Source organism: Saccharopolyspora elongata (assembly GCF_004348985.1).
Taxonomy (GTDB): domain Bacteria; phylum Actinomycetota; class Actinomycetes; order Mycobacteriales; family Pseudonocardiaceae; genus Saccharopolyspora; species Saccharopolyspora elongata.
The window spans coordinates 1-24,301 of record NZ_SMKW01000024.1 but is presented as its reverse complement, the minus strand read 5'-3'; the positions used below and the strand labels follow the sequence as shown (position 1 = coordinate 24,301).

Here is a 24,301-nt window from a genome sequence, read left to right as displayed (position 1 = left end):
TTGCTTCCTAATGATCGACGTAGGAATTTACTGAGGTCTATACTTCGATCGAGTGGAGTTGCTCGGAGTAGCGGCGTGCACACTGTTGGTATCCGCTCAAGAGGGAGTCGAACCGTGGCGCAGTGGACTGATCCGGCAGCTCAGCGATGGCTTATCGGCGTTGAGCTTCGGCACTATCGGCAGTTGGCGAACCGGCCTGCTGTCGCTGCGGCGGAGGCGATCGGTTGTACGGCGGGGAAGATCAACCACCTTGAAAGCGGGCGGAATCGGCAGCAGCCCGACGAAGTAGCGGCCTTGCTGAGGTACTACGGCGCGCCGGACGATGTCGTGCAAAGGCTCTCGCAGTTGGCGGAGCGGGATGACCAACGTGCGTGGTGGTCGCCCTGGAACGATGTCACCGCGGCCTGGTTCCAGTCCTTCGTCGGGTTGGAAGGTCAAGCTTCGCACGAGTTCCTCTATGAACCCGTGTTCGTGCCGGGGCTGTTGCAGACGGAGGCGTATGCGCGTGCTGTCACGTCTGCTACGCCTCGGGTGCGCCCGGATCATGTTGACCGATTCGTGGCGTTCCGCCAGGCGAGGGCGGCGGTGCTGACCGATTCGGAGCCGCTGGAACTTGCTGTCGTCGTGGGAGAAGCTGCGCTGCGTCTCGACGTCGGTGATCCCGAAGTCCTGCAAGATCAGTACCGGCACCTGATTCGGTTGGCGGCGTTGCCGAATGTCGAACTGCAGATCCTGCGCCCGGAAGACGGTATCCACAGCGGTTTCACCGGAGCCTTCGCGATCCTGGGCTTCGATCACGCGCACTCCGTCGGGTACGTCGAGCTCCAGGACGATGCCGTCTACATTCATGATCAAGAACGCATGCGCGGATATAACATGGCAGCCGAGAACCTGCGGGAAGTCGCGTTGTCGCCAGCCGATTCGGTGCGGTTCATCGAATCGCTGGGGCGTGACTGATCAGGAGAGGGGCTGTCATGTCAACGGCCGAGTTAGCCGGGGCGCGTTGGATTACGAGCAGCTACAGCGGCGGTAACGGCAACTGCGTTGAGGTAGCAGTGGGGGTTGAGCGCATTGGGGTGCGGGACACGAAGGATCGGGCCGGCGGTGCCTTGATCGTGTCAGTACTCCAGTGGCGGAGCTTCATCGCTGCCGTGAAGTCCGCCCATTACGAGCTCTGAAGCGACGATGTTGTCCGCGATCAGATAGCGGCAGCGCAACGGCCTCCGCCGCATTTGCAGCAACCGTGATGGCGCCATGCCCATCGGCGGTAGCGGGCTTGGCGCGGGATCTGCCACTCTGGCTGAATTGATCAACGATCTGGGGGGACTGGTGACCGCGGGCGACGGAGTGCACAACGAGTCGGCTGCCCAGATCGGTGGGCACAGCGTGCAAGCCGGTCAGATTCACGGCGACGTGTACTTCCACCATGCGCCTGAGGAAAAGCTGGTACCTCGGCAATTGCCGGTAGCGGCCCGTCACTTCGTGAATCGGGCGGTGGAACAAGACGTGCTGACGACGCTGCTCGGTGGCGCGACCAGCGATGGTTTCGTGCTGATCTCGACGGTTGATGGGGTTGCGGGAGTCGGCAAGTCGACGTTGGCCGTGCACTGGGCGCACCGCATGAGGGATCGGTTTCCGGACGGTGACCTCTACGTGAACCTACGGGGCTTCGACCCGGTCGCCGAGCCCGTAGATTCCACCGACGCCTTGGGCTCTTTCCTGATCGCTTTGGGGGTTCCGACGGAACGAGTGCCTCAGGGCTTGGAAGCTCGTGCGGGGCTGTTCCGTAGTCTGGTGCACCGAAAGCAAATGCTTATCCTGCTCGACAACGCTCGCACAGCCGAGCAGGTCCGGCCCCTGCTTCCCAGCAGTCCGAGTTGCTTGGTGCTGGTCACCAGCCGGAATCGGCTGCATGAGTTGGTCGTTCGGGAGGGCGCGAGTCGTATTTCCCTGGACGTCCTGACAGCGGATGAAGCAGAGCTGATGCTGGCTTCGTACCTCGGCGATCAGCGGGTGGCAGTAGAGCACGAGGCGGTGCGTGACCTCATCCGGCACTGCGCAGGGCTCCCGCTCGCACTAGGGATCGCTGCGGCCCGAGCAGTCGAGAACCCGGACTTCCCACTGATCGAAATAGTTTCGCAGTTGCAGGACGAGCGGGAACGACTCGACGCCTTGGATGCGGGCGGGGTAACCGGCTTGCGCTCGGTTTTCTCCTGGTCCTACCGCTCGCTCTCGCCTGAGGCGGCACGTCTGTTCCGCCTGCTCGGCCTGCCGACAGGGCCGGATATCAGCCTCCGGGCCGCAGCGGACCTGGCTGGACGCTCGCACCGCGAAACTCGTGCCTTACTTGCTGAACTGTCGCACGCCAGCCTTCTCGACCAGCACGAACCAGGCCGCTACCGATTCCACGACTTGCTCCGCGCCTATGCTGCCGAGTGCGCAGCCGCAGACGAAGCTGCTCCGGACCGCGATGCCGCCATCCGTCGACTGCTTGACCACTACCTTCGTACGAGCCACTTGATCGACCGTCACCTAGTCGGACACTCGCGCAAGTTTGCTCTTGCACTGCCGCCATCGAATGTGATTGGAATCGCCTTTGACAGTGAAGATCGAATGCTCGGCTGGTGGGAGGAGGAGTATGCAAATCTAACTGCCGGCATCGGGCAGGCGCATCGGCGAGGCTTCCGGGCCCACGCGTGGAGCCTGGCGTTCACGTTGTTCTACTTCTTTCGGCTTCGCGGGTACTTGGCTGAGTGGATCAGGAACTTCGAGCTGGCGTTGGAAGCCGTGCGTGAGCTTGGAGACCGGCGGGCCGAGGCGCAGCTGTTGCATGGCCTCGCGATCGCTTACTTCGAAGCGAAGCAGCACGAGAAGGTCGTGTTTTACCGCGGTTTGGCGCGTGAGCTCTTCGAGCAGGCCGATGACCACTATCACGCCGCCATGTCCCTTTTGATCGGCAGTGAGTCGAGCAGCGTCCTCGACCGGCACGACGTAGCGCTGGCGATGGCCGAACGAGGCCTTGAGTTGCAGGAAGAGGTAGGGGACCTCAACGGGCGAGGTTACGGAAACGGCTGCCTCGGCGTGGCGTACATGGGACTACGCGAACACGAGAAAGCACGTTCGCACTTCAGCGATGCGTTGACCCTCTACCGAGAAGTCGGCGAGGTGTATGGAGAGTCGTACATCTTGAACGAGCTCGGTGAGCTGCACCTCGCTTTGGACGAGCCGGCCACGGCCTTGCTCATGTACCGAGAGGCGCTCCGAATACGTCAAGGAATCGGGTATCGGCGAGGCGAAGGACAGAGCCTCAGAGACTTGGGCAGAGCCCAGTGCGCCGCCGGTGACCGCGAGCAGGCCCGCGCTCACTGGGAAAAAGCGTTCACGATCTTCGAGGAACTCGGTGATGCCGAAGCCGATTCCGTGCGGCAGGAACTGGACTCGTGCTGAGAAGTGGCGGCGGCAACTGCGTTGAGGTGGCTGTGAGGGTTGGGCACATTGGGGTGCGGGACACGAAGGATCGGGCTGGCGGTGCCTTGATCGTGCCGGCAGGGCAGTGGGGGAGCTTCATCGCCGCTGCTAAGTCCGGTCGGTGCGACCGCTGATCAGTGCAGTTTCTGCTGGTCAAGGCTCGTGAGGGATTATGGTCGCCATAGCGGCCAAAAGCCCTCACGACACCTCAGTCCTCGACGGTGGCCAGGTGCTCGGCGACTTCGCTCCGGGCCGCCTTTTCCTGCGGGCTGGCCTGTTCCGCTTGGGCCTTGGCCTCTTCGGCGGCTCGGGTCGCGGCTCGGTCGGCTTCCGCGGCATCGGGCTCTTGTCCATTGAGGACATTCGCGATGATGCTGGCTTCGGCGGCCATCGCCGATGCGAACGGGTGGTACGGCGCCGCGTCCGGCCGCAGCTGCTGGCCGTTGATCCAGGCCGCCCCGCCGGTGGCGCAGGCGTCGTGGCCCAGCGAAGGCCCGTAGGTGTCGACGAACGTTGCGCCGGTTCGCTCGGCAGCGCCCTCGATGGCGCTGTTGAGCGCCAGCTCGATCTCGTCGGCGTAGCGGTAGTCGCCGTCGGCCAGCGGGAGGACGTCCGGGCAGTAGTCCGTCTCGGGCACGATGCGCGGATAGCCGATGACCAGGATCTTCGCGTCCGGCGAGCGTTCCTGGACGCCCTCGACGACGTCGGCGACCCGGTGCCCGGTGATCTCGATGCGGCGGAGCAGGTCGTCCCCGTCGTCATCGGCGAAGTGGTCGCGGCACGGCGATCCCGTCGGGTCCGCGGCGCGCAGGGCCGTGCAGGTGGCGATGGTGTCGCCGAAGACGCCCAGGTCGTTGCCGCCGATGCCCAGCGTGACGAGGTCCGTGTCCTCGTCGAGGGCGTCGAACTGCGGCCCGGAGTACCAGTCCTGGGCCCGGAGCATGTCCGTGGTGTCGGCGCCGCCGCAGCTGACGTCGGTGAACTCGGCCGGCCCGATCTCGCGGGCCAGCAGCGCCGGGTAGTTGTTCGTCGAGCGCCCGCACAGCAGCGGGTCGAGGCGCATCCACGGGACCAGCGGGGCGGAGGTGAAGGAGTCGCCGAGGGCCACGTAGTGCCGGTACTCGGGCTCGGCGGTCGCGGGTGCGGCGCCGAGTGAAAGGCCCGTCAATGCCGACAACGTGATCGCACCAGCTCTGCGTGCAAGCCCGGACCGACCCATCTGAGTGCCTCCACTCTTCGCCTACAAATGAGTAGGGAGTGAAGACGATCACAGTGCCCGGCGGCAAGGTTCCGGCCGGAACTTCCCAATACCTGAGAAAGTTTCACGATTTAGTCGCCGCTGGGCGGCTCCGAGGGCGTGCCGGGACCGGTGGTGCTCGTCGGCTCGCCGGTGCTGGTGGGCGTCGCCGTGGTGGTGGGCTCGGTCGTGGTCGGCCCGGTTCCGGTCGTCGTCGGCTCCGTCGTCGGTTCCTGCGTCGTGGTCGTCGGCGGATCGGTGGTCGTCGGGTTCGTCGTGGTGGTCGGCACCGTGGTGGTCTCGGTGATCGGCGCAGGGGCGACGGGTCCCGGGGCCACGGGCTTCGCCGGAGGCACCTGGTGCTGAGCGGTGTCCTCGGCCGTTCCCGGAGCCTGCAGCGGCACCTGGGTCACGGTCTCGTCCGATCCGCTCGTGCCCTGAGTACCGGGGCTGACGCCCGACGTGCCGATCCCCGGTGTCCCCGGGGTGCCCGGCGTGCCCGGTGTGAGCGGCGCGCCCGGCGGCTGCTGATCACCCGAGGACGGGGGCGGAGCGGGCGGCGGGGGAGTGTCCGGGACCTGGCCGGCCAGCGGCAGTTCCGGGGCCGCCGCGTCGGGCGAGAACTGGGGCGCTTCCGGCGTGGTGTTCTCGGCGAACGGCGGAAGCCGGTCCAGCAGGCCCGGCGGGATCAGGCCGAGGAACGGATCCGGGAACGGCGCCGTCAACGTGTAGCTGGCCGCCGCCACGGCGGCCCCGAACGCCGCCGTCGCCAGCGAGAGGCGGAACTGCCTCCGCAGCGGCAGGGGCTTGAGCGCCTCGCCCGGGACGGGCGAGGCCAGCGGTTCGTCCACCAGCCACCGCCGCACCGCGGCGCCGTCCCGCGCGAACCCGGCCCACACCCGGCCGAGCCACGTCGTCGCGTTGCCCAGGTGGTCCTGCAGCGCCGCCACTGGAAGCGGGCTGGTCGACAGCGGTCCGGCCATCTCGGCCGGAAAGGGGTCGGCCGCCTCGCGCACCAGGCCGGCCAGGTGGTCGAGGCGTTCCCGGAGGATCGCCGGATCGGTCGGCTTGGACATGGCTCAGTCCTCGGCTTCCCCGAACCGGATGCTCGACAGCGCCACACCGTCGTAGCGCCACCACCGCTCGGTCGAGAGGTCCAGGATCCAGGCGTCGTGCTCGCGCACGATCAGCCCGATGCCCAGCGCGCGGCGGCGGAAGGTCGAGTCGTCGATGCTGCCCGCCTCCAGCTCGTCGAGCAGGGAGCGGTAGTTCGCCATGGCCTTGCCGAGCGCGGGTGGGATTCCGACCGCGTCCGATGCGTTGTCGGTCCGGTGCCGGAAATTCATTCGAGATCACCTCCGGATGAGCGACGCCATCCGTCCACGCAACGATGCGCGCCGCGCGGCTGTTAAGAGGCGAAAGTCCCTCCGGTGCCGAAACCGGGCTCAGTGCCGCCGGAACAGGTGATCGGTGATGCGCCGGACGCTCTCGCTGACCGCCGCCTCCAGCGGCCCGCGGCGGAAGAACCGCCGCCAGATCAGCGGGAAGGCGATCGAGAAGATCAGGAACACCTCGGGCATGTAGGTGTTCACGAACGCCACCACGCCGTCCGGGTGGTGGCCGTCGCGCGGGAACGCCGGCATGTTCGGGACGTCCGTGGGCAGCGCCGGGCCCATGCTGGCCAGCTGCGCCAGGGTGTCCGGCACGCCGCTGAGCGGCCAGCCGCCGACCACGATCTGCCAGGCCAGCACCAGCGCGTGGATCGCGTACAGCGTCAACGCCATCGAACCGGCCGCGGCCAGGGGCTTCAGCAGCCGCCCCGTCCGATCGGCCAGCTCCAGGCACACCGCGACGAACACCAGCGCGATGCCGCCGGAGTCGAGCAGTTCGAACGTCGTGCCGCTGTGCGCGGCGGCGGCCACCAGCCACTCCGGGTGCTCGATCGGGACGGTGCCCTCGATCTGCCCCTGCGGCACCCCGCCGACGGTCTCCACCAGCCAGCTCGACACCTGGTAGCCGACCGTCGTCACCGCCAGCCCGGTCGCGGCCAGCCAGCACCGCACCTTGGTCGACTGCAGGTCCAGCCGCCCGACGGCCATCCCCGCCAGCACCAGCGGCAGGTACGACGCGGCCGGGTAGAAGCCGAGCAGCAGCAGGTCGAACAGCCCGGCGTCGGCGATCAGGTGTGCCGGGTCGACCAGGTTGACCGCGTCGACGATCGCGCGCATCGGCGTGTCCCCGGCGATCCAGGTCCGCAGCACGAACGACAGCTGCGGGCCGACCGCGGCCGCGACCACCGCGGCGATCAGCAGGCCGCGCGCCCGCAACCGGATTAACGGCACCGCGAGCAGGAAGTACAGCCCGTAGAACGGGATGATCACGGTGAGCAGGAAGCCCGTCGCCGCGGTCGCCTTCGCCAGCGCGATGCCGACCACCAGCAACAGCAACGCGCGCACCGCGATCCGGATGCGGGCCTGCCGCAGCGCCTCTCCGGTCGGCGGCTCGCTGCGCCCGGTCATCATCGCCAGCGACACCCCGGCCAGCAGGGTGAACAGCGCGGTCGACCGGCCGCTGGAGAACTGCGCGATCCACACCTCGACGTCGCCGTGCGCGAACGGCACGCCGAAGTGGATGCAGAACATCCCGAACACCGCGAAGAACCTGGCGATGTCGATGCCGACCAGCCGACGGGTGCGTTCCGTCCGAGGAGAGCTCAGCGCTGGCGCGACGGCAGTCATAGCATCCAGTGGGTGTCAGCGGGGTGGTTTTACCAAAATTTACCGCCACCCGTTCCGGCTCACTCGCGCCCGGTCGCCTTTGGAGGCCAGACTCACACCAGCCAGGCCGCGGTCCCCGGCGGCAACTCACCGGGGCCCACCGGCCGCGACGACAGCAGCACCTCGCCCGGCGGCAGCGGCACCGGCTCCGGCGAGGTGTTCAACGCGCAGATCAGGGTGGTGCCGGTGCGCCGGAACGCGAAGCATCCCGCCGGCGCGCCGAACCACTCGACCTCGTCACCGTCGAACGCCGGATGCGTGCCCCGGGTCTCCAGCGCGTGCCGGTACAGCGACAGCGTGGACGCCTCGTCCTCCAGCTGCGCCTCCGCGGTGAAGGACACCCAGTCGGCCGGGATGATCGACGACCAGTCGGCGTCGGCGGTGGAGAAGCCGAACGGCGGCTGGTCGCCCTCCCACGGCATCCGGACGCGCTGCGTGCCGGGCAGGCCGAGCTCCTCGCCGTGCCGCAGGCAGACCGCGCCGGGCAGCGCCAACTGCACCAACGCCATCGCGCGCACCGGCGTCAGCGCCGCGTCGTCCCGGCTCTGCTGGGTGTCGCGGCTGGCCATCGCCCACGCCGGGCGCGGCCCGGGGGCGGCGAGCACGTCCGTGATCGCCTTGCGGACCTGGTCGGCGTCGAAACCGGCGACGGCCAGGTCGAGGTTGAACGACAGGTGCCAGTCGCCAGGGCCGCTGCCGATCACCACGCGATCCCGGTGGCCGGCCAGCGCGGCGCCGATGGCATCGGCCGGATCGGGGCGCGGGGCCAGGTGGAAACCATCGGCCCCGTGCTCCAGCCACGGCAACAACACCGATGCCGGGTCGCTGCGCGCGGGATCCACGTCGAGCGAGAGCATCACCCGCATCCCGGAGTCGTGCGCCTCGCCGAGCAGCTCGGCGAAGGGGCCCGCCGCCGGATCCAGCCCGGCCGCGCCGGCCAGCACGATCGCGTCGACCTCGAGTAGTTCCAGGTAGCCGAGCCGGCCCGTCAGCCCGGCGAGGTCGCCGATCCCGTCACCATCGCCGTCGGCGAACGAGCCGACGTCGACCTGGTAGCACACCGCATCCCACCACCACGGCCGCTCGCCGTGGCCCGCCAGCGCGTCTGCCCGCCGCATCACCAGGTCCTTCTGCTCAGAACCACGAATTGATCATGCTGTTGGCGGCCATTTCCATGTACTGCCACAGCTGGTCGCGGTGCTCCGGCCGGAGATCGACCTCGTCGACCGCGATCCGCATGCAGCGCAGCCACGCGTCGCGCTCCGCCGGGCCGATCTTGAACGGCGCGTGGCGCATCCGCAGCCGCGGATGACCGCGCCGGTCGGAGTAGGTGTGCGGGCCGCCCCAGTACTGGATCAGGAACAGCCGCAGCCGCTCCTCGGCGGGCCCGAGGTCCTCCTCCGGGTAGAGGGGCCGCAGCAGCTCGTCCTTGGCCACCTCCTCGTAGAACCGCGCCACGATCCGGTGGAAGGTCGCCTCGCCGCCGACCTGCTGGTAGAAGGTCTCCACGGAAGTCACGGCTCCATCCTCTCAGGGGCGGCTTCGATTTTGGGCGGCCCTGTGGCCGAACGCCTCACACCGGGGTCGTGGGCCCGATGGACCGCTGTCGCGGTCCGAAGTGCGCACGACCCCGGTGACCGGCGGTTGGGATCAGGCCACCGGCGTGGGAGGCAGCGGGCGGCCGTACGGGTACGGCGGCTCGATGTCCTGTTCGTCGTAGGCGCGCTTGATCTCCGCGCGCAGCCGCCGCTGCACCGACCACTGCCGGCCCGGCCGGACCTTGGTCGTCAGCCGCAGCGTGATGGTGTCCGAGGTGATCTGGTCCACGCCGAGCATCTCCGGCGGGTTCAGCACGTCCTTGGACAGCGGCTCCCGCGACGTCGCCTCGGTGGCCACCTTCGCAGCGACCTCGATGGCCTTCTGCACATCGCTGGTGTGCGAGATGGGGAAGTCCACCACGGCCACGGCGAAGCCCTGGCTGGAGTTGCCGACCCGCAGGATCTCGCCGTTGCGGACGTACCAGACGGTGCCGTTGATGTCGCGCAGCGTGGTGACGCGCAGGCCCACCGCCTCGACGGTGCCGCTGGCCTCGCCGAGGTCCACCACGTCACCGACGCCGTACTGGTCCTCGACCAGCATGAACATGCCGGACAGGAAGTCCCGGACGAGGTTCTGCGCGCCGAAGGCGACGGCGACACCGAGCACACCGGCGGACGCCAGCACCGGCGCGATCTGGATGCTCAGCACCTGCAGCACGTAGATCGCGGCCAGGCCGTAGATCACCAGCGAGGCGATCGACTTGAGCACCGAACCGATCGTCCGCGCCCGCTGGAGGCGGCGCTCCGACAGCAGCTCGGCGGTCAGCGTGTCCGCCCGGCGCTCCCGCAGCGGGGTCAGCAGCTTCGGGGGCTTGCCGTTGCCCTGCGTGAGGCGGTTGATGGTGCGGTGCACCAGCCATCGCACGATGAACGCGACGATCAGGATGAGGAGGATGTTCAGGGGTTTGGCGATGAGCAGGTCGGCGTAGGAAGCCAGCCACTGGTTGCCGGTCCAGTCGGAGATCGTCTGGCACCAGAACGCATCCTGCTCACAGTTCGGTTGGGTCATAAGCGGCAGATCCATGGGTCGGGGGTCTCCATGCTGTCGTTCAGGGCCCGCGGTGGTTACCCGGCACGGGGGTGCCGGTGCTTTGGGGCGACATCACCGGGTGGGCAACCGGACAACTCGAGCATCGTGCGCACCCCGCTGCGCACGAGACTCGAACAGCTGACCGCCGGGACCGAGTTCGGGGCTCAGTCCAGGGCGAGTCCGGTGGCCTCCGCGAGGAAGGCGAGCTGGTCGGTCGCAAGCCCTACGGTACGGGACACCGAGCGCGCGGCATGGCCGACCTCGGTCTCCCTGCGCAGCAGGATCGGCCGCTTAGCCGGGTCCGAGCTGGTGGCCTGCTGCAGCGCCGCGCACATCTTGCGGGCGTGGTTCGGATCGACCCGGGAGTCCGACTCGAAGACGGTGAACAGCACCGACGGGTAGTCGGTCTGGTCGGCCACGTTGTGGTACGGCGAGTAGGACAGCAGCCAGCCCAGTTCCTCCGGGTCGTCGGCGGTGCCGTACTCGTCGTTCCAGGTCCGGCCCAGCAGGAACTGCTCGTAGCGGACCATGTCCAGCAGCGGCGCCGAGCACACCACTGCCCGGTAGAGGTCCGGGCGCTGCGTCAGCGCCGCCCCGACCAGCAGGCCGCCGTTGGAACCGCCGGAGATCGCCAGCTGCTCGGAGGTCGTCCAGCCTTCGTCGATCAGGTGCTGCGCCGCCGCGTGGAAGTCGTCGAAGGTGTGCTGCTTCTGCTCGCGCATGCCCGCGACGTGCCATTCCTCGCCCTCTTCGCCGCCACCGCGCAGCGAGGGCAGCGCCCAAACGCCGCCGGCGGCGACCCACGCCAGCGCGGACGGCGTGTAGCCGGGCTCGCGGGACAGCGAGAAGCCGCCGTAGCCGGTCATGAACACCGGCCGCGGGCGGTCCGGTTCGGCGCTCGCGCTCAGCAGGAACATCCGCACCGGGGTGCCGTCCAGCGAGCGGTAGGTGACCTGCTGGGTGTGCACCGCGGGCAGCTCGACGGTGCCCGGCGCCTGCTGGTCCAGCTCGGTGGTCCCGGTGCCGCGCGAGTATGCGTGCACGCAGGGCGGGGTGGCGAAGTCGGTCCAGCCGATCCACAGCCGGTCCCGGTCGCGGTCGGTCGATTCGTCCACAGTGGTCAGCGAGGTGACCTGGCCGGTGCTCGGCAGCGGGACCTCGGCGGTCCGCCGCCCGGTCGCCGGGTCGTGCAGCGTCACCTCGGACACCGCGTGCCGGGTGCGGAGCACGACCAGCTGCGGGTCACCGTCGCCGGTGTCGAACCAGCGCACCGCCTCCAGCACCGAGTCGGGCTCCTCGGCGATCAGCTCCGTCCAGTTGGCCGGCTCCGGCCGGGCCGGGTCGGCCACGCACAGCCGCCAGCGCGGCGCGTCCAGCGTCGTCATCACGTACAGCCGGCCGTCGCGCTCCACCCAGGCGCCGACGCGGTACCCGTCGGAGGTGTCCACGACCTGCCGGAGCTCGGGGACGTCGCCGGCCGCGAGATCGGCGATCCACACCGAATCCCGCCGCGCGGTGCCCGGGCTGCCCTCGATGACCAGCCAGCGGCCGTCCCGCGACACCCGGGTGCCGTAGTAGAAGGTGTGGTCCAGGCCCTCGCCGTGCACCAGCAGGTCCTGGTCGGGGTCGGAACCGACCCGGTGCCGCCAGACCCGGCGGTGGAACAGCTCCTCGCCGTCGGGCACCAGTTCCGGCGCCAGCCGCCGGATGTAGAAGAACTCCTCGCCGCCGGGCAGCCACGAGATCGTCGAGTAGCGGCACCGGTCGATCGGGCCCTCGACGAGTTCGCCGGTGGCGACGTCCAGCACGTGCAGCAGCGATTCCTCGTCGCCGCCGACGGAGATCTGGTAGGCCAGCCGGTCGCCCTCCAGGCTCGGGGTCCAGCTGTCCAAGGTGGTCAGCCCGGACGGGTCCAGCTCGGTGACGTCCAGCAGCACCCGCTCGGTGCCGTCGGCCTCGCGCACGTACAGCACCGGGAACTCCTGCTCGGGCTCCCGGCGGGTGAAGAACGCCCGGCCCGCGCGCCACGCCGGTGCCGAGACGGAGCCGGACGACAGCAGCGACCGCATCCGCTCCGCGATCGCCTCCCGGCCGGGCAACTCGTCCAACCAGGTCCGGGCGAGCGCGTCCTGTGCCGTCGACCACGCCTCGGTGCGCGGCTCGGCCGGGTCTTCCAGCCACCGGTACGGGTCGGCCACCTGGTGGCCGTGCAGGTCTTCGACGATGTCGTCGCGGTCGGCGCCGGGGTAGGTCAGCTGCGAGGCTTGCACGTCGGTCACGGCAGCGACGATACGTGCATCCGGCGACCGTTCGTCGATCTCGGAGTGATCATTCTTCCGGAAACGAAGGTCGAATCACCCGGAACGATCATTGTTGTTCTGCGGGCGTGTGATCGGGAATGATGGCGGTAATCGATCACTCGACGTCGAGTGTCGAATCACACGTGCGTTCGGGCGGGGTTCTATGTTCGACTATGCCCGACACCGGTGGAGGTGGTCGCGTGCCCGACCGACAACCGACCCGACAACCGGCGCTGAAGGCCACGAGCCTCGCGCCGCGGGCCCCGCTGTGCCCGCCGAGCCGCGCCGGCACGTCGCCGCCGCAGGCCGACCGGCCTCCCGGTCACGCGCCGTCCTGGCGAAAACGCCGGGTGCTGCTGCTCAACACCACCTTCGAACCGCTGACCGCGCTCCCGCTGCGCCGGGCGATCGTGCTGCTGGTCTGCGGCAAGGCCGAGGTCGTGCACGGTGACTCCGCAGGCATGGTGCTGCACTCCGCCGCCGCCAGCGTCGAGGTCCCGTCCGTGATCAGGCTGAGCAACTTCGTGCGAGTGCCGTACCGCGGCCGGGTGCCGTTGACCCGTGCCGCGCTGATGCTGCGGGACAACTACCGGTGCGTGTACTGCGGTGCTCGCGCCGAAACGATAGATCATGTCGTCCCGCGCAGTCGCGGGGGGCCGCACACTTGGGAGAACTGCGTCGCCTGCTGCACCAAGTGCAACCACCGCAAGGCGGACAAGACGCTGAGCGAACTGGGCTGGCGCCTGCCGGTGGCGCCGCACGCGCCGCGCGGGCGGCATTGGCGGCTGCTGGCGGGACTGTCCGAAACGGACCCGCTGTGGTTGCCGTACCTCGGTGAGCCCGCGGCCTGACGCGCCGGTCGGGCCGGTCGTCGAGCTGCGGTGCCGCGAGATGGCGGGAGGTTCCGCTGCGCCGAGCCTGATCAGCTGATCCGCACGCCCTGCCGCCCGCTTATCCGCACCCCGTTGGAAATCCGCACGCCCTGCTGCCGCCCGCTGATCCGCACCCCGCTCTGCCCGCTGATGCGCACACCGCGGCTGATCCGCACCCCGTTCGAAATCCGGACGCCCTGCTGCCGCCCGCTGATCCGCACACCGCTCCGGTTGCTGATGCGGACTCCGCTTTGGTTGCTGATGCGGACTCCGCTTTGGTTGCTGATGCGCACACCGTGTCGGCCACTGATGCGGACGCCCTGAAGGCATGCGCTGATCCGGACGCCGTGCTGTGCGCTGATCCGAACGCCCTGTCGACCACTGATCCGCACCCCGCGGCTGATCCGCACCCCGTTGGAAATCCGCACGCCGCGCTGCCCGCTGATGCGCACGCCGCGGTCTCGGCCGCTGATCCGGACGCCGTGTTCGAGCAGTGGCCGGTCAATCGTCGGAAGGGTGATGACGCTGCTCTGAGTGGCGGTTTCGATGATCGACATAGTGTGCCTCCCGCATTCAAATGACGCTTTGAACGCATGTGATCAAATATGCAAGACCCATACAGGTGAAAAACTAGGAGCAGGAACCCTCAGGGACAAGCCGCCAAGTCGCCGCGCATTGCAACCGTCTGGTTGGACCCCATTCGGGGGCACTGGTTACTCTGAACGAGTTACTTTAAGTGACGCATAACACTCTTGACTAGTAACCGTACGTAGTTCCTTGCGTCGCCCGATTCGCTCTCCACCAGCGGGAACCGCGCTCGGGGCGCTCACGGCGGCCTTCGGATCACTCGAACGTGTCCGGGTCGGGCTAGGTGACGGTTACCGACGCCGATCATGCGCGCCACAGGTCGGGCGCACGAAGCGGCGGTCATCGGATACCGTACTCGCGTGACTGTGGCGGAGACTGTTCTCTACCTGGCGGTGATCCCAACGGCCCTCTACGGCCTGATCGTGCTCATCGCGATGTGGCCCAGGCTCACCCGTCCGCGTTACCGCGCGGGGCAGGAGTGGGATTTCGCGCCGGTGTACTGGGTGGCCAACCCGACCGGCGTGAACACCGCCGTGCCGGTGGCAGACGTGGATTCGGAGGCCGCGCCGGCAGACGCGCGGCCGAGCACCGCTCGGGGAGGCGCACGTGGCAACTGGTGAGATCGCGGAGCGATCCGCCGTGGACGCTGGTGAGCTCGGCGTCGGCGAGGCGATGATGGCCACCGGTCGGCTGTCCGTCGCGCGCCACGTCGAACCGGACCGCCCGCGACTGCCGTTCGGCCCGGGCCAGCTCGCGCGGCTCGACGAGGCGCTGGCGCTGTCCAGTCGCAGCACCGGGCTGGAGTTCGCGATCTACCTCGGCGACCTCGGCGAGGACACCCGCAAGCAGGCGGAGGAACTGCACGCGAACCTCGGCTCGCAGGCCGGGGAGGGCGTGCTGATCGCGGTGTCGCCGGGCCAGCAGAAGTTCGAGATCGTCACCGGTGAGGAAGCGTACCGGCGGATCCCGGACCGCAGCTGCCAGCTCGCGGCGATGAGCATGGTGGCGTCCTTCAAGGAGGGCGAGCTGATCGACGGCCTCATCGGAGCCCTCCGAATGCTGGCCGACACGGCAGGCACCAGCTACCAAGAGTCCCGAGCCCGCCACTAAGGCCCGTTTCCAGACTCGACGGCCGCGCTCACGGAGCCCCAAGCGCGGGGCCGCGAGTCCCGCAGGGCGCGATGCTTGGTGTGGAGTGAACGGCCTGTTCGCCTCGATAGGTGAGGTGAACAGGCCGTTCGCTTCACCGCTTGAAGGCTCAGAGCAGGTCGAAGCTCTGGAGGTTCTGGAACATCTCGTAGGCCGACGACGTCGTGCCGACCGCGCCCAGCCGTCGCGCTTGGTCGCCGTACTGCTGCTGGGCCCGCTGGGTGCTGTACACGATCACCGGGGTGTCCACGCCCAGATCGCGCAGTTCGCGCAGCAGCGCCAAGCCCGCGTCGGGGCGCCACCGTCCGTTCTCCTTGCGGCCCATGTCCTCCACGATCAGCCGGTACTGGCGTTGCGAGAGCTCCGCCAGCGCCGCGTCGTTGTTCGTCGTCATCGTCACCCGCACGCCGTTGTCCCTCAGCTGCTCGGCCAGGATCGCGTGCGCCTCCGGCTTCTCCGAGACCCACAGCACCGCGAGCGGTTCCGAACCGACCGGCGGCACCTCGTCCTCGATGTGGCCGTCGCCGTTGCCGGAGATCTCGGGCGTCTCGGGCAGGGCCGGAACCGGGAGCGGCTTCGGGGTTTCCGCCGGGATGCCGATCCGGTCGCGGTCCGCCAGCTCCTTGCTGAGCATGCTCAGCTGCCGCTGCAGGTCCTGGATCATCTCGGTCTGCTGATCGTTGAGCTCGTGCATGGTCAGCTTCTGACCGCCGATCTCGAACTCCAGCTCCCGCTTCTCGGCGGTGCGCAGCACCCGCCCGATGGCCCGCCGGAACACCACGATCGCCAGCAGCGCGATCAACGGCCACAGCAGCTGCGCGATGGCGGTGATCAGCTCGGGCATCGACGCCCCCTCACGTCGGGCAGAACAACGAAATCTTACTCGCCGTGTCCATTTCGACACGATTCGTGTTCACCTGAAAAGGAAGCTCACCCAACGCGAAAGGGGCACCGGCGACCGAGTCGCCGGTGCCCCTCGACCGATCAGCTCAGGAGCGGTCGAACTCCCGGGCGGCCAGTGCGCGCACGATGCCCGCGCGGCCCTCCGAGACCAGGCGGTGCAGCGCCGACGGGTGCTCGCCGGCCAGCCAGGCGTCCGAGGCCGCGACCGTGTCGTCGGTGACCGCCCACGACGGGAACAGCCCGATCACCGTCGGCTGGGCCCGCTCGCTGGAGCGGCGCTGCCAGACCTCGTCGATCTCGTCGAAGTAGCGCCGCACGTACGGCGCCAGCAGCTCGCGCTGGGCCGGGTGCTGGAAGCCCGCGATGATCGAGTCGCTGACCGCGTTCGGCAGCTGGTCGTCGTGGACGGCCCGCTGCCAGGCCTTCTCCTTGGACTCGGAGGTCGGGATCAGCGCCCGCGCCCGCTCCGCGCGCCGCCGACCCGTCGCGGTCTGGTCCTTCTCCAGCTCCGCGTCGATCTCGGCCTCACCGGCCGCGCCGTGCGCGACCAGCGCCTGCAGCAGCTGCCAGCGCAGGTCGGTGTCGACGGCCAGCCCGGCCAGCGGCGCCGAGCCGTCCAGCCAGCCGCGCAGCTCGGCGACCTGCTCGGCGGAGAGCACCGAGCCGGCCAGCGAGTTGACGAACGCGAGCTGGTGGTCCGAGCCGGGCTCGGCCGCGCGGGCCAGCTCGAAGAGCCGGCCGGAGAACCGCCGCCAGCCCTCGCCCTGCCACGACGGGTCCACATAGGACGCGAGCGCGGTCTGGGTCTGCAGCAGCACGCGCTGCACCACGCCGATCTCGCTCTCGGCGCCGATGCCGCCGTCCACGGACGCGCCCAGCACCAGCGTCACGAAGTCGCGCGCCTTCAGCTCCGCCTCGCGGGTCATCTCCCAGGCCGTGGACCAGCACAGCGCCCGCGGCAGCGACTCGTCGATGTCGCCGATCCGGTCGATCAGCGAGGCCAGCGACTCCGGGTCGAAGCGCAGCGAGCAGTAGGTCAGGTCGTCGTCGTTGACCAGCACGAGCTTGCCCCGGTGCACGCCGACCAGGTCGGGGACCTCGGTGCGCTCGCCGGTGACGTCGAGTTCGACGCGGTGCTTGCGCACCAGCTTGCCGCCCTCGTCGTCGTAGATGCCGATCGCCAGCCGGTGCGTGCGCAGCTCGCCCGCGCCGGGCCGGGCGCCGTTCTGCACGACCTCGAACGAGGTGAACCGGCCCTCGTCGTCGGTGGTGAACCGCGGCCGCAGCATGTTCAGGCCGGTGGTCTCCAGCCACTGCGCGCTCCACCACGACAGGTCGCGGCCGGAGGCCTCCTCCAGCGCCCGCAGCAGGTCGTTGAGGGTCGCGTTGCCCCAGGCGTGCCGGTTGAAGTAGACCCGCAGCCCGGCCAGGAAGTTGTCCAGGCCCACGTAGGCGACCAGCTGCTTGAGGACCGAGGCGCCCTTGGCGTAGGTGATGCCGTCGAAGTTGACCTCCACGGCCTGCAGGTCCTGGATGTCGGCGGCCACCGGGTGGGTCGACGGCAGCTGGTCCTGGCGGTACGCCCAGGACTTCTCCACGCTGGCGAACGTCGTCCAGGCGTGGTCGTACTGGGTCGCGCCGACCTGCGCGAGGACGCTGGCCCAGGTCGCGAACGACTCGTTGAGCCACAGGTCGTCCCACCAGCGCATGGTGACCAGGTCACCGAACCACATGTGCGCCATCTCGTGCAGCACCGTCTCGCAGCGCCGCTCGTAGAGGTAGCCGGTGACCTTCGACCGGAAGACGTAGTCCTCCAGGAACGTCACGCAGCCGGCGTTCTCCATCGCGCCCGCGTTGAACTCCGGCACGAAGCACTGGTCGTACTTGCCGAACGGGTAGGGCACCCCGAACGCCTTGTGGAAGAAGCCGAAGCCCTGCTTGGTCTCGGTGAACAGCCGCTCCGCGTCGAGGTGCTCGGCCAGCGAGGCGCGGCAGTAGATGCCCAGCGGGATCTCGTCCTGGCCGTCCCCGCCGGGGAAGACGTCGCGCCACTCGGCGTACGGCCCGGCCACCAGCGCCACCAGGTAGGTCGACATCGGCTTGGTGGTGGCGAATTCGTGCCGCTTGCCGTTCGCCGATCCGGTGACCTCGGCGGTGGCGTTGGAGATGACCTTCCACGACTCCGGGGCGTCGACCGTGATCTGGTAGGTGGCCTTCAGGTCGGGCTGGTCGAAGCAGGTGAACATCCGCTTCGCGTCGGCGGTTTCGAACTGGCTGTAGAGGTACACGCCGCCGTCGACCGGGTCGATGAAGCGGTGCAGGCCCTCGCCGGTGTTGGTGTAGGCGCAGTCGGCGCGCACCACGAGCTCGTTGTCGGCGGCCAGGTTCGGCAGCCGGATGCCGGTGGACTCGTCGTAGTCGGAGACGTCGAGCTCGACTCCGTTGAAGACGGCGCTGTGGACCCGGTCTGCCACCAGGTCGATCCAGCTGTCGGCGCCCGCCTGGTTGCTGCGGAACCGCACCGTTGTGGTGGAACCGAACGTCTCCACGTCCGGCCCACCCGCGCCGGCAGTGAGATCCAGTTCGATCACGTACGACTGGACCTCCAGCAGGGCCGCGCGCTGCTCGGCCTGTTCGCGGGTGAGGTTCGGCGGGGCCACGGATCACCTCGTTGCTCGTCGGGGACTCGTCAGGCCAGGCACGCCTGGCGTACCTGGCGCAGGCATCAAATCACGTCCGCGTGCGGCCGTGCCGCCGGGCGGGTCAGGCTCCCCCCGTCGGCGTGTCGGTCCGGGCGGGAAGACAAACGGCTCTACCGGGGTTGGTACCCATGACGGGGCGCGCTGGAACGCGCCCGCGGGCTACTTCGAACGTTGGAGGCTTGATGACCGCCGCTGCCCGACCCAGGGTCGACTTCTACTTCGACCCGGTGTGCCCGTTCGCCTGGGTGTCCTCGCGCTGGATCCTGGAGGTCGCCAAGGTCCGCGACATCGACCTGAACTTCCGCGTGATGAGCCTGTCGGTGCTCAACGAGGGTCGCGACCTGCCGGAGGAGTACCGGGAGCTGCTGGACACGGCGTGGGGCCCGGTGCGGGTGGCCATCGCCGCGGCCAAGCACCACGGCGACGAGGTGCTGTCGCCGCTCTACACCGCGATGGGCACCCGGCTGCACGACCAGGGCAACAAGGATTTCGGCCAGGTGATCGCCGAATCGCTGGCGGAGGCCGGCCTGCCCGCGTCGCTGGCCGAGGCGGCCGGCAGCACCGAGTACGACGAGGAACTGCGCGCCAGCCACCACGCGGGCATGGACCCGGTGGGCGACGAGGTCGGCACCCCGACCATCCACGTCGACGGCGTGGCGTTCTTCGGCCCGGTGATCACGCGCATCCCGCGCGGCGAGGAGGCGGCGAAGCTGTTCGACGGGGCGCTCGCGCTGGCCAGCTACCCGTACTTCTTCGAGCTCAAGCGGACCCGCACCGAGTCGCCCAGGTTCGACTGATCACCAGCCTTTCGCGGGTTCCTCGGGGTTCGTCTGTTGTGACAGGCTCGCCGTGACGTCTGCTGCGTTGGATCAGGGAGGCTTCATGGCGCACACCGGCCACATCATCGGCGGTGCTCACGTCGAGGGCGGCGAGGCGCGGATCGAGGTGCTCAACCCGGCCACCGAGGAGGTGATCGGCTCGGTGCCGGCCGGCACGCCGTCCGATGTGGACGCCGCGGTAGCCGCGGCCCGGGCCGCCTTCGACGGCTGGGCGGGCACGCCGCTCGCGGAGCGCATCGCGGTGGCCCGGCGGATCTCCGCGGGGATCGCCGAGCGCCGCGACGAGATCGCCGCGACGGTGACCGCCGAGATGGGCTCGCCGATCAAGTTCGCCACCCAGGTGCACGCGAGCGTCCCGGTGGCGACCTCGGGCGGGATCGCCGACGTGCTGGAGAACGGCTTCGCCTGGACCGAGGAGGTCGGCAACTCGCTGATCGTGCGCGAGCCGATCGGTGTGGTCGCCGCGATCACGCCGTGGAACTACCCGCTGCACCAGATCGTCGCCAAGGTGGTTCCCGCGCTGGCGGTCGGCTGCACCGTGGTGCTCAAGCCCAGCGAGGTGGCGCCGCTGACGGCCGCGATCTTCGCCGAGATCGTCGCGGACGCGGGCGTGCCGGCGGGCGCGTTCAACCTGGTGCACGGCACCGGGCCGGTGGTCGGCGAGGCGCTGGCGGCGCACCCGGGCGTCGACATGGTGTCCTTCACCGGCTCCACCCGGGCCGGCCGGCGCGTGTCGGAGGTGGCCGCGCAGACGGTGAAGCGGGTGGCGCTGGAACTCGGCGGCAAGTCGGCGAACGTGGTGCTCGACGACGCCGACCTGGCCAAGGCGGTGAAGCTCGGCGTCGCCGGCTGCTTCCCGAACGGCGGCCAGAGCTGCAACGCGCTGAGCCGCATGCTGGTGCCGGAGTCGCGGCTGGCCGAGGCGGTGGAGCTGGCCGTCGCGGCGGCCGCGAAGTACACCGTCGGCGACCCCACCGACGATTCCACCCGGATCGGGCCGATGGTTTCGGAGGCGCAGCGGGACCGCGTCGTGGACTACATCCGCAAGGGCATCGAGGAAGGCGCGAAGCTGGTCGCCGGCGGGCCGGAGCGGCCGGAGGGCCTGGAGAAGGGCTTCTTCGTGCGGCCGACGGTGTTCGCCGGGGTGACGCCGGAGATGACCATCGCGCAGGAGGAGATCTTCGGCCCGGTGCTGTCGATCTTGCCGTACCGGGACGAGGACGAGGCCGTGCGGATCGCCAACGGCACCGACTACGGCCTGGCGGGCGCGGTGTTCGGTTCGGACGAGCGGGCCCTGGCGGTGGCCCGGCGGCTGCGGACGGGCCAGGTCGACGTCAACGGCGGCCGCTTCAACCCCAACGCCCCGTTCGGCGGCTACAAGCAGTCCGGCAACGGCCGCGAGTTCGGCCGCCACGGCATCGAGGAGTTCCTCGAGACCAAGTCCATCCAGCGCTGACGGCCAGGGACCCGTGAGCGCTTCGGGGCGTCATAGCACCCCCCGAAGCACTCACGGACTGCCCTAGCATCGGGTGCGTGATCCGAGTCCGTGAGCCGCACCCCTGGCCCTCGACGGAAGCCGAGGCTATTGCGATCCAGGAGAAGCTGCGCCCGCTCGTGCGCTTCGACGGCGAGCCCGCGGAGGTGCGCACGGCGGCGGGCCTGGACGTCGCCTACCGCGACGACTCGGACGAACTGGTCGCTGCGGTGACGGTCCTCAACGTGGCAGATCTGTCTGTTGTGGACAGTGTGGTCGTGTGCGGAAAGCCGGAATTCCCCTATATCCCAGGCTTGTTCGCATTCCGCGAAGCGCCATCGCTGCTAGAGGCGCTGAAGAAGCTGTCGGTCGTACCGGACGTCCTGGTCTGCGACGGACAGGGCCTGGCCCACCCACGCCGCTTCGGCCTGGCCTGCCATCTGGGCGTCCTGACGGACCTCCCGAGCATTGGCGTCGGCAAGACGGCAATGGGCCGCTACGAACCGCCAGACGAGCAGCGAGGGGAGTGGTCGCCGCTGCGGATGGACGACGAAGTCGTCGGCCGGGCGCTGCGCACGCAGCGCGGGGTGAAGCCGGTGTTCGTCTCCGTCGGCCACCGCTACACCCTCGACGGGGCCTGTGACCTGGTGCTCCGCCTGGCGCCGAAGTACCGCCTGCCGGAGACGACCCGCACGGCGGACCACCTGGGCCGAACCCAGGACTGAGATTAGGGGCACCCGTGACCAAGTAGCTGGGTCACGGGTGCCCCTCACCCACATCGAACGTCGAAGATGTTCGCCCGGAATCTTCCGAACAGCGCTTCGGGCCGGCGCAGCCCAGGTCCTTTGTGCCCGGACAGCTCCTGCTCCTCGACGAAGCTCACGGCGGACGCATCCTGAAGAACGAGGAGAACCCGCTGCTGTCCGCGGCAGCGCTCACTCGTCTTCGCCGTGGACTGGTCGAGGCTTACGCCTGGCCGGTGGACAGCTGCGCGCGGAACCAGTCGGGCGTGCTGTCCTCGGTGCGGGGGTAGCGCTCTAGGTCGACCTGGAACTCCTCGGCCGGTGCGTCGCCGAAGACCCGAGAGCATGTTGTCGATCTGATCACGCAACGCGGCGTTGCGCGCGGCCAGATCCTCGCGCCCCGCCCCGAAGTCATCCCGTCCAGACATCTCGCCTTGCACCTGTCATTGCTCGTCAAACCCGCGGCCGGCCTCCAGTAGGGAGGGACATCCCGGTCACCGCCCGGTGACCAGGAGCAAGCCCCCCTTGGCGCCGCCTTCGCGAGAATGACGCTCGCGTCGACACATCGGTGCCTTGGGGCGACGAAAAGCGTCTCAGGCGAAGTGTTGGGCTCGGGTAGTACCGCTTGCTTGCCCGGTGTCGCGATGGGTTGCTCTACAGTTCCTCGGACTGCCACTTAATGGATGTGGGTCGAGTGCCTGTCTCGAAGAATTCTACGAGCGCTTTTTTGATAACATCCTTGCCGACTTCGCAGTACGGCGGAAACTCGCGTTCATTGTAGAACGGTTCGAATTCGGGTGTGTCGCCTTTGCTGAAGAACTGGACGAATTTGGAATCCAGGAATGACATTGCGCCGTGGTTGTGGTTCCGAATGCCAACGGTCAGAAGATGGTCAGGCTTCCCGCTGGGTGATCGGCGCTCTGTGTGGTAGATGTGTGCGTCGTCTGTCGTGTCCTCGGATAGAAGTTCGACCAGCTCTTCGACGTCGGCGGCTGTGATTGCGGTGAAGGAGGTTTCGCGAAGTCGGCCATTGATCATTTTTCGGAAATACGCCTCGATTGGCATCTATGCTTCCCCTTCGTATCGGCGAATTGTTCCATCATGGTCGATGACCGTTAGCTTACTCCCTTGGGGTAAAAGCTTGGGAAGGTATTCGTGGCAGCTTGGGCTCCGTGGTAACTCGGAGCCGCACGGTGGGCGATCGATGATGATGGTGGCTTCGTCGCCGGAATTCATGCGCATCGCGAACTTCACCTCCAAGTGATGCGCCAAGGTGAGGACTGTTGGCTCGGCGAAGTCGGGATCACCGTTATCTATTCGCCTTCGGATCTCGGCTAGCGCCGCCCTGTTGTATGGGTCGGGGCCTTTATTTGTGGCGGGGTCCTTGGTGCCGCTAGATAGTGGTTCGTAGTTGCGTGAATTGGGGGAGTCGTAGACTCGTCCGACCGTTTGGAATCCGGGTGCACCAGGGGGCACTTCGCTTTGAAAATGCTTCCAATTCTGGTAGTGAGGTGAGTCCGGATTGATCTGCTCGTTGTCATCTCCCCGCGCTTCGGCGTCCTCCGGCCTTTCGCCGGGGTCCGCCCCGTCGCGGGACGGGTGGAAGGCGTCGTCGCTGGCCGGGGAGTTGGAGCCGTCGGGGTGGTGGGTGTCCCAACCTCCGTCCGGGGGCCAGGTCGGGCCGCCGTCGGGGGCCGTGCTGCTGGCGAAGACGTTTCCGTTTCCGTCGGACCAGGCTTTGCCGCTCGGGGCCGTGACGTCTACGTCGAGCTTCTTTGCGAGGTCGCTGGCGAAGTCGCCCGAGTCGCAGCTGAGCAGGCGGATCGGGCTCTTGCCGTCCCAGCCCGAGCGGCGCAGGACGTCCGCTAACTCGTCGGGTGAGTAGCTCCGGCCGCCGATCTGGATTCGGCCGTCCGGGCCCATGTGGGCATCGACCGTGAAGTGCTTGCCGTCGTTGGGGACCTTGTTGGCCAGGTCCTGCATGTTCGGGTCGGTGTGGCCCGACATGCCTGCGTCGGTCCGGTGCGAGTTGTTGACGCCGTCGTCGATCTTCTGGTCGTACTCGGGCGTGCCCTTTTCCGGATTGTCGGCGTCGGGGTCGTTCGGCTTGTCGCCGGCGTCCGGGGAGTTCGGGTCGGACTGCGAGTCCGGGCCGTCCTTGGACTTGTCGGGTGCGCCATCGGCGTCCGGTTTCTTCGTGCTTTCGGGCGAATCTCCGTCCGGCTTCTTCGTCGAGTCCGGTGGGGTGCCGTCGGGCTTCTTCGTGCTGTCAGGCGAACCGCTGTCGGGTTTCTTCGTCGTGTCCGGGGACGTGCCGTCCGGCTTCTTCGGTGAGCCGGGCGAGCTGCCGTCCGGCTTCGGCGAGCCTGGCGAAGCTCCGTCGGGTGTCTTTGTTGTGCTGGGGCCGTTCGTGTCCGGGCCTCGGCCGGGCGTGTTGGGTGTGCTGCCGCCTGGGGTTCGCGGGCTCGGGACCTCCGAGCTCGAAGGGCCGCCAGAACGTCCTCCCGGGGCGCCGGGCGAGCGAGAACCGCCGGGGGTGTCCGGTCCGCCGCGTGGCGGCGCGCCGCCAGGGCGGCTGCCGCCGGCATCGGCGCGGGGGCGTGGTGCGTCCGGGGTGGACG

24 protein-coding genes are annotated in these 24,301 nt (G+C 68.7%); 10 read left to right on the top strand and 14 right to left on the bottom strand.

The annotated features are described in order from the left end of the window. Window positions 1-114 precede the first annotated feature (114 nt). From E1288_RS19045 to E1288_RS19030, 4 genes are all read left to right on the top strand, one after another. Entirely contained in the window at window positions 115-957 is an 843-nt protein-coding gene (locus E1288_RS19045) for a helix-turn-helix domain-containing protein (protein WP_132486923.1), read from the top strand. A gap of 17 nt (window positions 958-974) precedes the next feature. After that, window positions 975-1,178, top strand: a complete 204-nt coding sequence (locus tag E1288_RS19040) for a DUF397 domain-containing protein (RefSeq protein ID WP_132486921.1) — start codon at window positions 975-977, stop codon at window positions 1,176-1,178. A gap of 127 nt (window positions 1,179-1,305) precedes the next feature. Beyond that, on the top strand, window positions 1,306-3,447 hold the full coding sequence (locus E1288_RS19035) for an ATP-binding protein (RefSeq protein ID WP_165968174.1): 2,142 nt from the start codon (window positions 1,306-1,308) through the stop codon (window positions 3,445-3,447). Then, the gene (locus E1288_RS19030) at window positions 3,441-3,602 is read left to right on the top strand and encodes a DUF397 domain-containing protein (protein ID WP_132486917.1); all 162 of its coding nucleotides are present in this window, start codon (window positions 3,441-3,443) and stop codon (window positions 3,600-3,602) included. The genes E1288_RS19035 and E1288_RS19030 overlap by 7 nt, the downstream gene beginning before the upstream one ends. Before the next feature lie 74 nt (window positions 3,603-3,676). Here E1288_RS19030 and E1288_RS19025 read toward each other — a convergent pair whose 3' ends face one another. From E1288_RS19025 to E1288_RS18990, 8 genes are all read right to left on the bottom strand, one after another. Continuing rightward, a complete protein-coding gene (locus tag E1288_RS19025; RefSeq protein WP_235883657.1) occupies window positions 3,677-4,636 on the bottom strand; it encodes an SGNH/GDSL hydrolase family protein in 960 nt (319 codons plus the stop codon). A gap of 161 nt (window positions 4,637-4,797) precedes the next feature. Further along, window positions 4,798-5,781, bottom strand: coding sequence for a hypothetical protein (locus E1288_RS47015; protein WP_165968173.1), 984 nt, complete (start codon window positions 5,779-5,781; stop codon window positions 4,798-4,800). Between the two features lie 3 nt (window positions 5,782-5,784). Beyond that, window positions 5,785-6,051, bottom strand: coding sequence for a hypothetical protein (locus tag E1288_RS19015; RefSeq protein WP_132486913.1), 267 nt, complete (start codon window positions 6,049-6,051; stop codon window positions 5,785-5,787). 99 nt (window positions 6,052-6,150) lie between these two features. Continuing rightward, window positions 6,151-7,443, bottom strand: coding sequence for a heparan-alpha-glucosaminide N-acetyltransferase domain-containing protein (locus tag E1288_RS19010; protein ID WP_132486911.1), 1,293 nt, complete (start codon window positions 7,441-7,443; stop codon window positions 6,151-6,153). 92 nt (window positions 7,444-7,535) lie between these two features. After that, window positions 7,536-8,600: an alpha-amylase family glycosyl hydrolase gene (locus E1288_RS19005; protein WP_132486909.1), complete on the bottom strand. Its 1,065-nt coding sequence runs from the start codon at window positions 8,598-8,600 to the stop codon at window positions 7,536-7,538. A 16-nt stretch (window positions 8,601-8,616) separates the two neighbouring features. Next, complete coding sequence (locus E1288_RS19000) at window positions 8,617-9,000, bottom strand: globin (protein WP_132486907.1); 384 nt, start codon at window positions 8,998-9,000, stop codon at window positions 8,617-8,619. Between the two features lie 132 nt (window positions 9,001-9,132). Next, a complete protein-coding gene (locus E1288_RS18995) occupies window positions 9,133-10,104 on the bottom strand; it encodes a mechanosensitive ion channel family protein (protein WP_132486905.1) in 972 nt (323 codons plus the stop codon). A 170-nt stretch (window positions 10,105-10,274) separates the two neighbouring features. Continuing rightward, complete coding sequence (locus E1288_RS18990) at window positions 10,275-12,389, bottom strand: prolyl oligopeptidase family serine peptidase (protein ID WP_132486903.1); 2,115 nt, start codon at window positions 12,387-12,389, stop codon at window positions 10,275-10,277. Window positions 12,390-12,610: 221 nt separating this feature from the next. Between E1288_RS18990 and E1288_RS18985 the strand changes: the two genes are divergently transcribed. Next, on the top strand, window positions 12,611-13,261 hold the full coding sequence (locus E1288_RS18985) for an HNH endonuclease (protein ID WP_235883656.1): 651 nt from the start codon (window positions 12,611-12,613) through the stop codon (window positions 13,259-13,261). Window positions 13,262-13,332: 71 nt separating this feature from the next. Here E1288_RS18985 and E1288_RS18980 read toward each other — a convergent pair whose 3' ends face one another. Continuing rightward, window positions 13,333-13,839: a hypothetical protein gene (locus E1288_RS18980; RefSeq protein ID WP_235883655.1), complete on the bottom strand. Its 507-nt coding sequence runs from the start codon at window positions 13,837-13,839 to the stop codon at window positions 13,333-13,335. 390 nt (window positions 13,840-14,229) lie between these two features. Between E1288_RS18980 and ctaJ the strand changes: the two genes are divergently transcribed. Both ctaJ and E1288_RS18970 read left to right on the top strand, forming a co-directional pair. Then, window positions 14,230-14,490: an aa3-type cytochrome oxidase subunit CtaJ gene (ctaJ, locus tag E1288_RS18975; protein WP_132486901.1), complete on the top strand. Its 261-nt coding sequence runs from the start codon at window positions 14,230-14,232 to the stop codon at window positions 14,488-14,490. Next, a complete protein-coding gene (locus E1288_RS18970; RefSeq protein WP_132486899.1) occupies window positions 14,477-14,980 on the top strand; it encodes a DUF5130 family protein in 504 nt (167 codons plus the stop codon). Before ctaJ ends, E1288_RS18970 begins: the two co-directional genes overlap by 14 nt. 148 nt (window positions 14,981-15,128) lie before the next feature. Here the strand turns inward: E1288_RS18970 and E1288_RS18965 are convergent, their stop codons facing one another. Next, entirely contained in the window at window positions 15,129-15,863 is a 735-nt protein-coding gene (locus E1288_RS18965; RefSeq protein ID WP_132486897.1) for a response regulator, read from the bottom strand. A 145-nt stretch (window positions 15,864-16,008) separates the two neighbouring features. Then, the gene (pepN, locus tag E1288_RS18960; RefSeq protein ID WP_132486895.1) at window positions 16,009-18,582 is read right to left on the bottom strand and encodes an aminopeptidase N; all 2,574 of its coding nucleotides are present in this window, start codon (window positions 18,580-18,582) and stop codon (window positions 16,009-16,011) included. Window positions 18,583-18,806: 224 nt separating this feature from the next. Between pepN and E1288_RS18955 the strand changes: the two genes are divergently transcribed. From E1288_RS18955 to E1288_RS18945, 3 genes are all read left to right on the top strand, one after another. Then, on the top strand, window positions 18,807-19,421 hold the full coding sequence (locus E1288_RS18955) for a mycothiol-dependent nitroreductase Rv2466c family protein (protein WP_132486893.1): 615 nt from the start codon (window positions 18,807-18,809) through the stop codon (window positions 19,419-19,421). Window positions 19,422-19,506: 85 nt separating this feature from the next. Beyond that, window positions 19,507-20,919 carry an aldehyde dehydrogenase family protein gene (locus E1288_RS18950; protein WP_132486891.1) on the top strand — a complete coding sequence of 471 codons (1,413 nt, stop codon included), beginning with the start codon at window positions 19,507-19,509 and terminating at the stop codon, window positions 20,917-20,919. Between the two features lie 80 nt (window positions 20,920-20,999). Beyond that, window positions 21,000-21,662: an endonuclease V gene (locus E1288_RS18945; RefSeq protein ID WP_408013598.1), complete on the top strand. Its 663-nt coding sequence runs from the start codon at window positions 21,000-21,002 to the stop codon at window positions 21,660-21,662. A gap of 241 nt (window positions 21,663-21,903) precedes the next feature. Here the strand turns inward: E1288_RS18945 and E1288_RS47010 are convergent, their stop codons facing one another. The 3 genes from E1288_RS47010 to E1288_RS18930 form a co-directional block, all read right to left on the bottom strand. Beyond that, the gene (locus E1288_RS47010) at window positions 21,904-22,044 is read right to left on the bottom strand and encodes a hypothetical protein (protein ID WP_165968172.1); all 141 of its coding nucleotides are present in this window, start codon (window positions 22,042-22,044) and stop codon (window positions 21,904-21,906) included. Window positions 22,045-22,334: 290 nt separating this feature from the next. Continuing rightward, on the bottom strand, window positions 22,335-22,745 hold the full coding sequence (locus E1288_RS18935; RefSeq protein WP_132486887.1) for an Imm1 family immunity protein: 411 nt from the start codon (window positions 22,743-22,745) through the stop codon (window positions 22,335-22,337). Then, on the bottom strand, window positions 22,746-24,301 hold a 1,556-nt coding region (locus E1288_RS18930), incomplete at its 5' end, for a DddA-like double-stranded DNA deaminase toxin (protein ID WP_328592465.1).

Coding starts and splice junctions, on each gene's coding strand:
- E1288_RS19040 (WP_132486921.1), top strand. CDS start 975: ATGTCAACGGCCGAGTTAGCCGGGGCGCGTTGGATTACGAGCAGCTAC.
- E1288_RS47015 (WP_165968173.1), bottom strand. CDS start 5,781: ATGTCCAAGCCGACCGATCCGGCGATCCTCCGGGAACGCCTCGACCAC.
- E1288_RS19015 (WP_132486913.1), bottom strand. CDS start 6,051: ATGAATTTCCGGCACCGGACCGACAACGCATCGGACGCGGTCGGAATC.
- E1288_RS19010 (WP_132486911.1), bottom strand. CDS start 7,443: ATGACTGCCGTCGCGCCAGCGCTGAGCTCTCCTCGGACGGAACGCACC.
- E1288_RS19005 (WP_132486909.1), bottom strand. CDS start 8,600: ATGCGGCGGGCAGACGCGCTGGCGGGCCACGGCGAGCGGCCGTGGTGG.
- E1288_RS18995 (WP_132486905.1), bottom strand. CDS start 10,104: ATGGATCTGCCGCTTATGACCCAACCGAACTGTGAGCAGGATGCGTTC.
- E1288_RS18980 (WP_235883655.1), bottom strand. CDS start 13,839: ATGTCGATCATCGAAACCGCCACTCAGAGCAGCGTCATCACCCTTCCG.
- E1288_RS18965 (WP_132486897.1), bottom strand. CDS start 15,863: ATGCCCGAGCTGATCACCGCCATCGCGCAGCTGCTGTGGCCGTTGATC.
- E1288_RS18955 (WP_132486893.1), top strand. CDS start 18,807: ATGACCGCCGCTGCCCGACCCAGGGTCGACTTCTACTTCGACCCGGTG.
- E1288_RS18950 (WP_132486891.1), top strand. CDS start 19,507: ATGGCGCACACCGGCCACATCATCGGCGGTGCTCACGTCGAGGGCGGC.
- E1288_RS18935 (WP_132486887.1), bottom strand. CDS start 22,745: ATGCCAATCGAGGCGTATTTCCGAAAAATGATCAATGGCCGACTTCGC.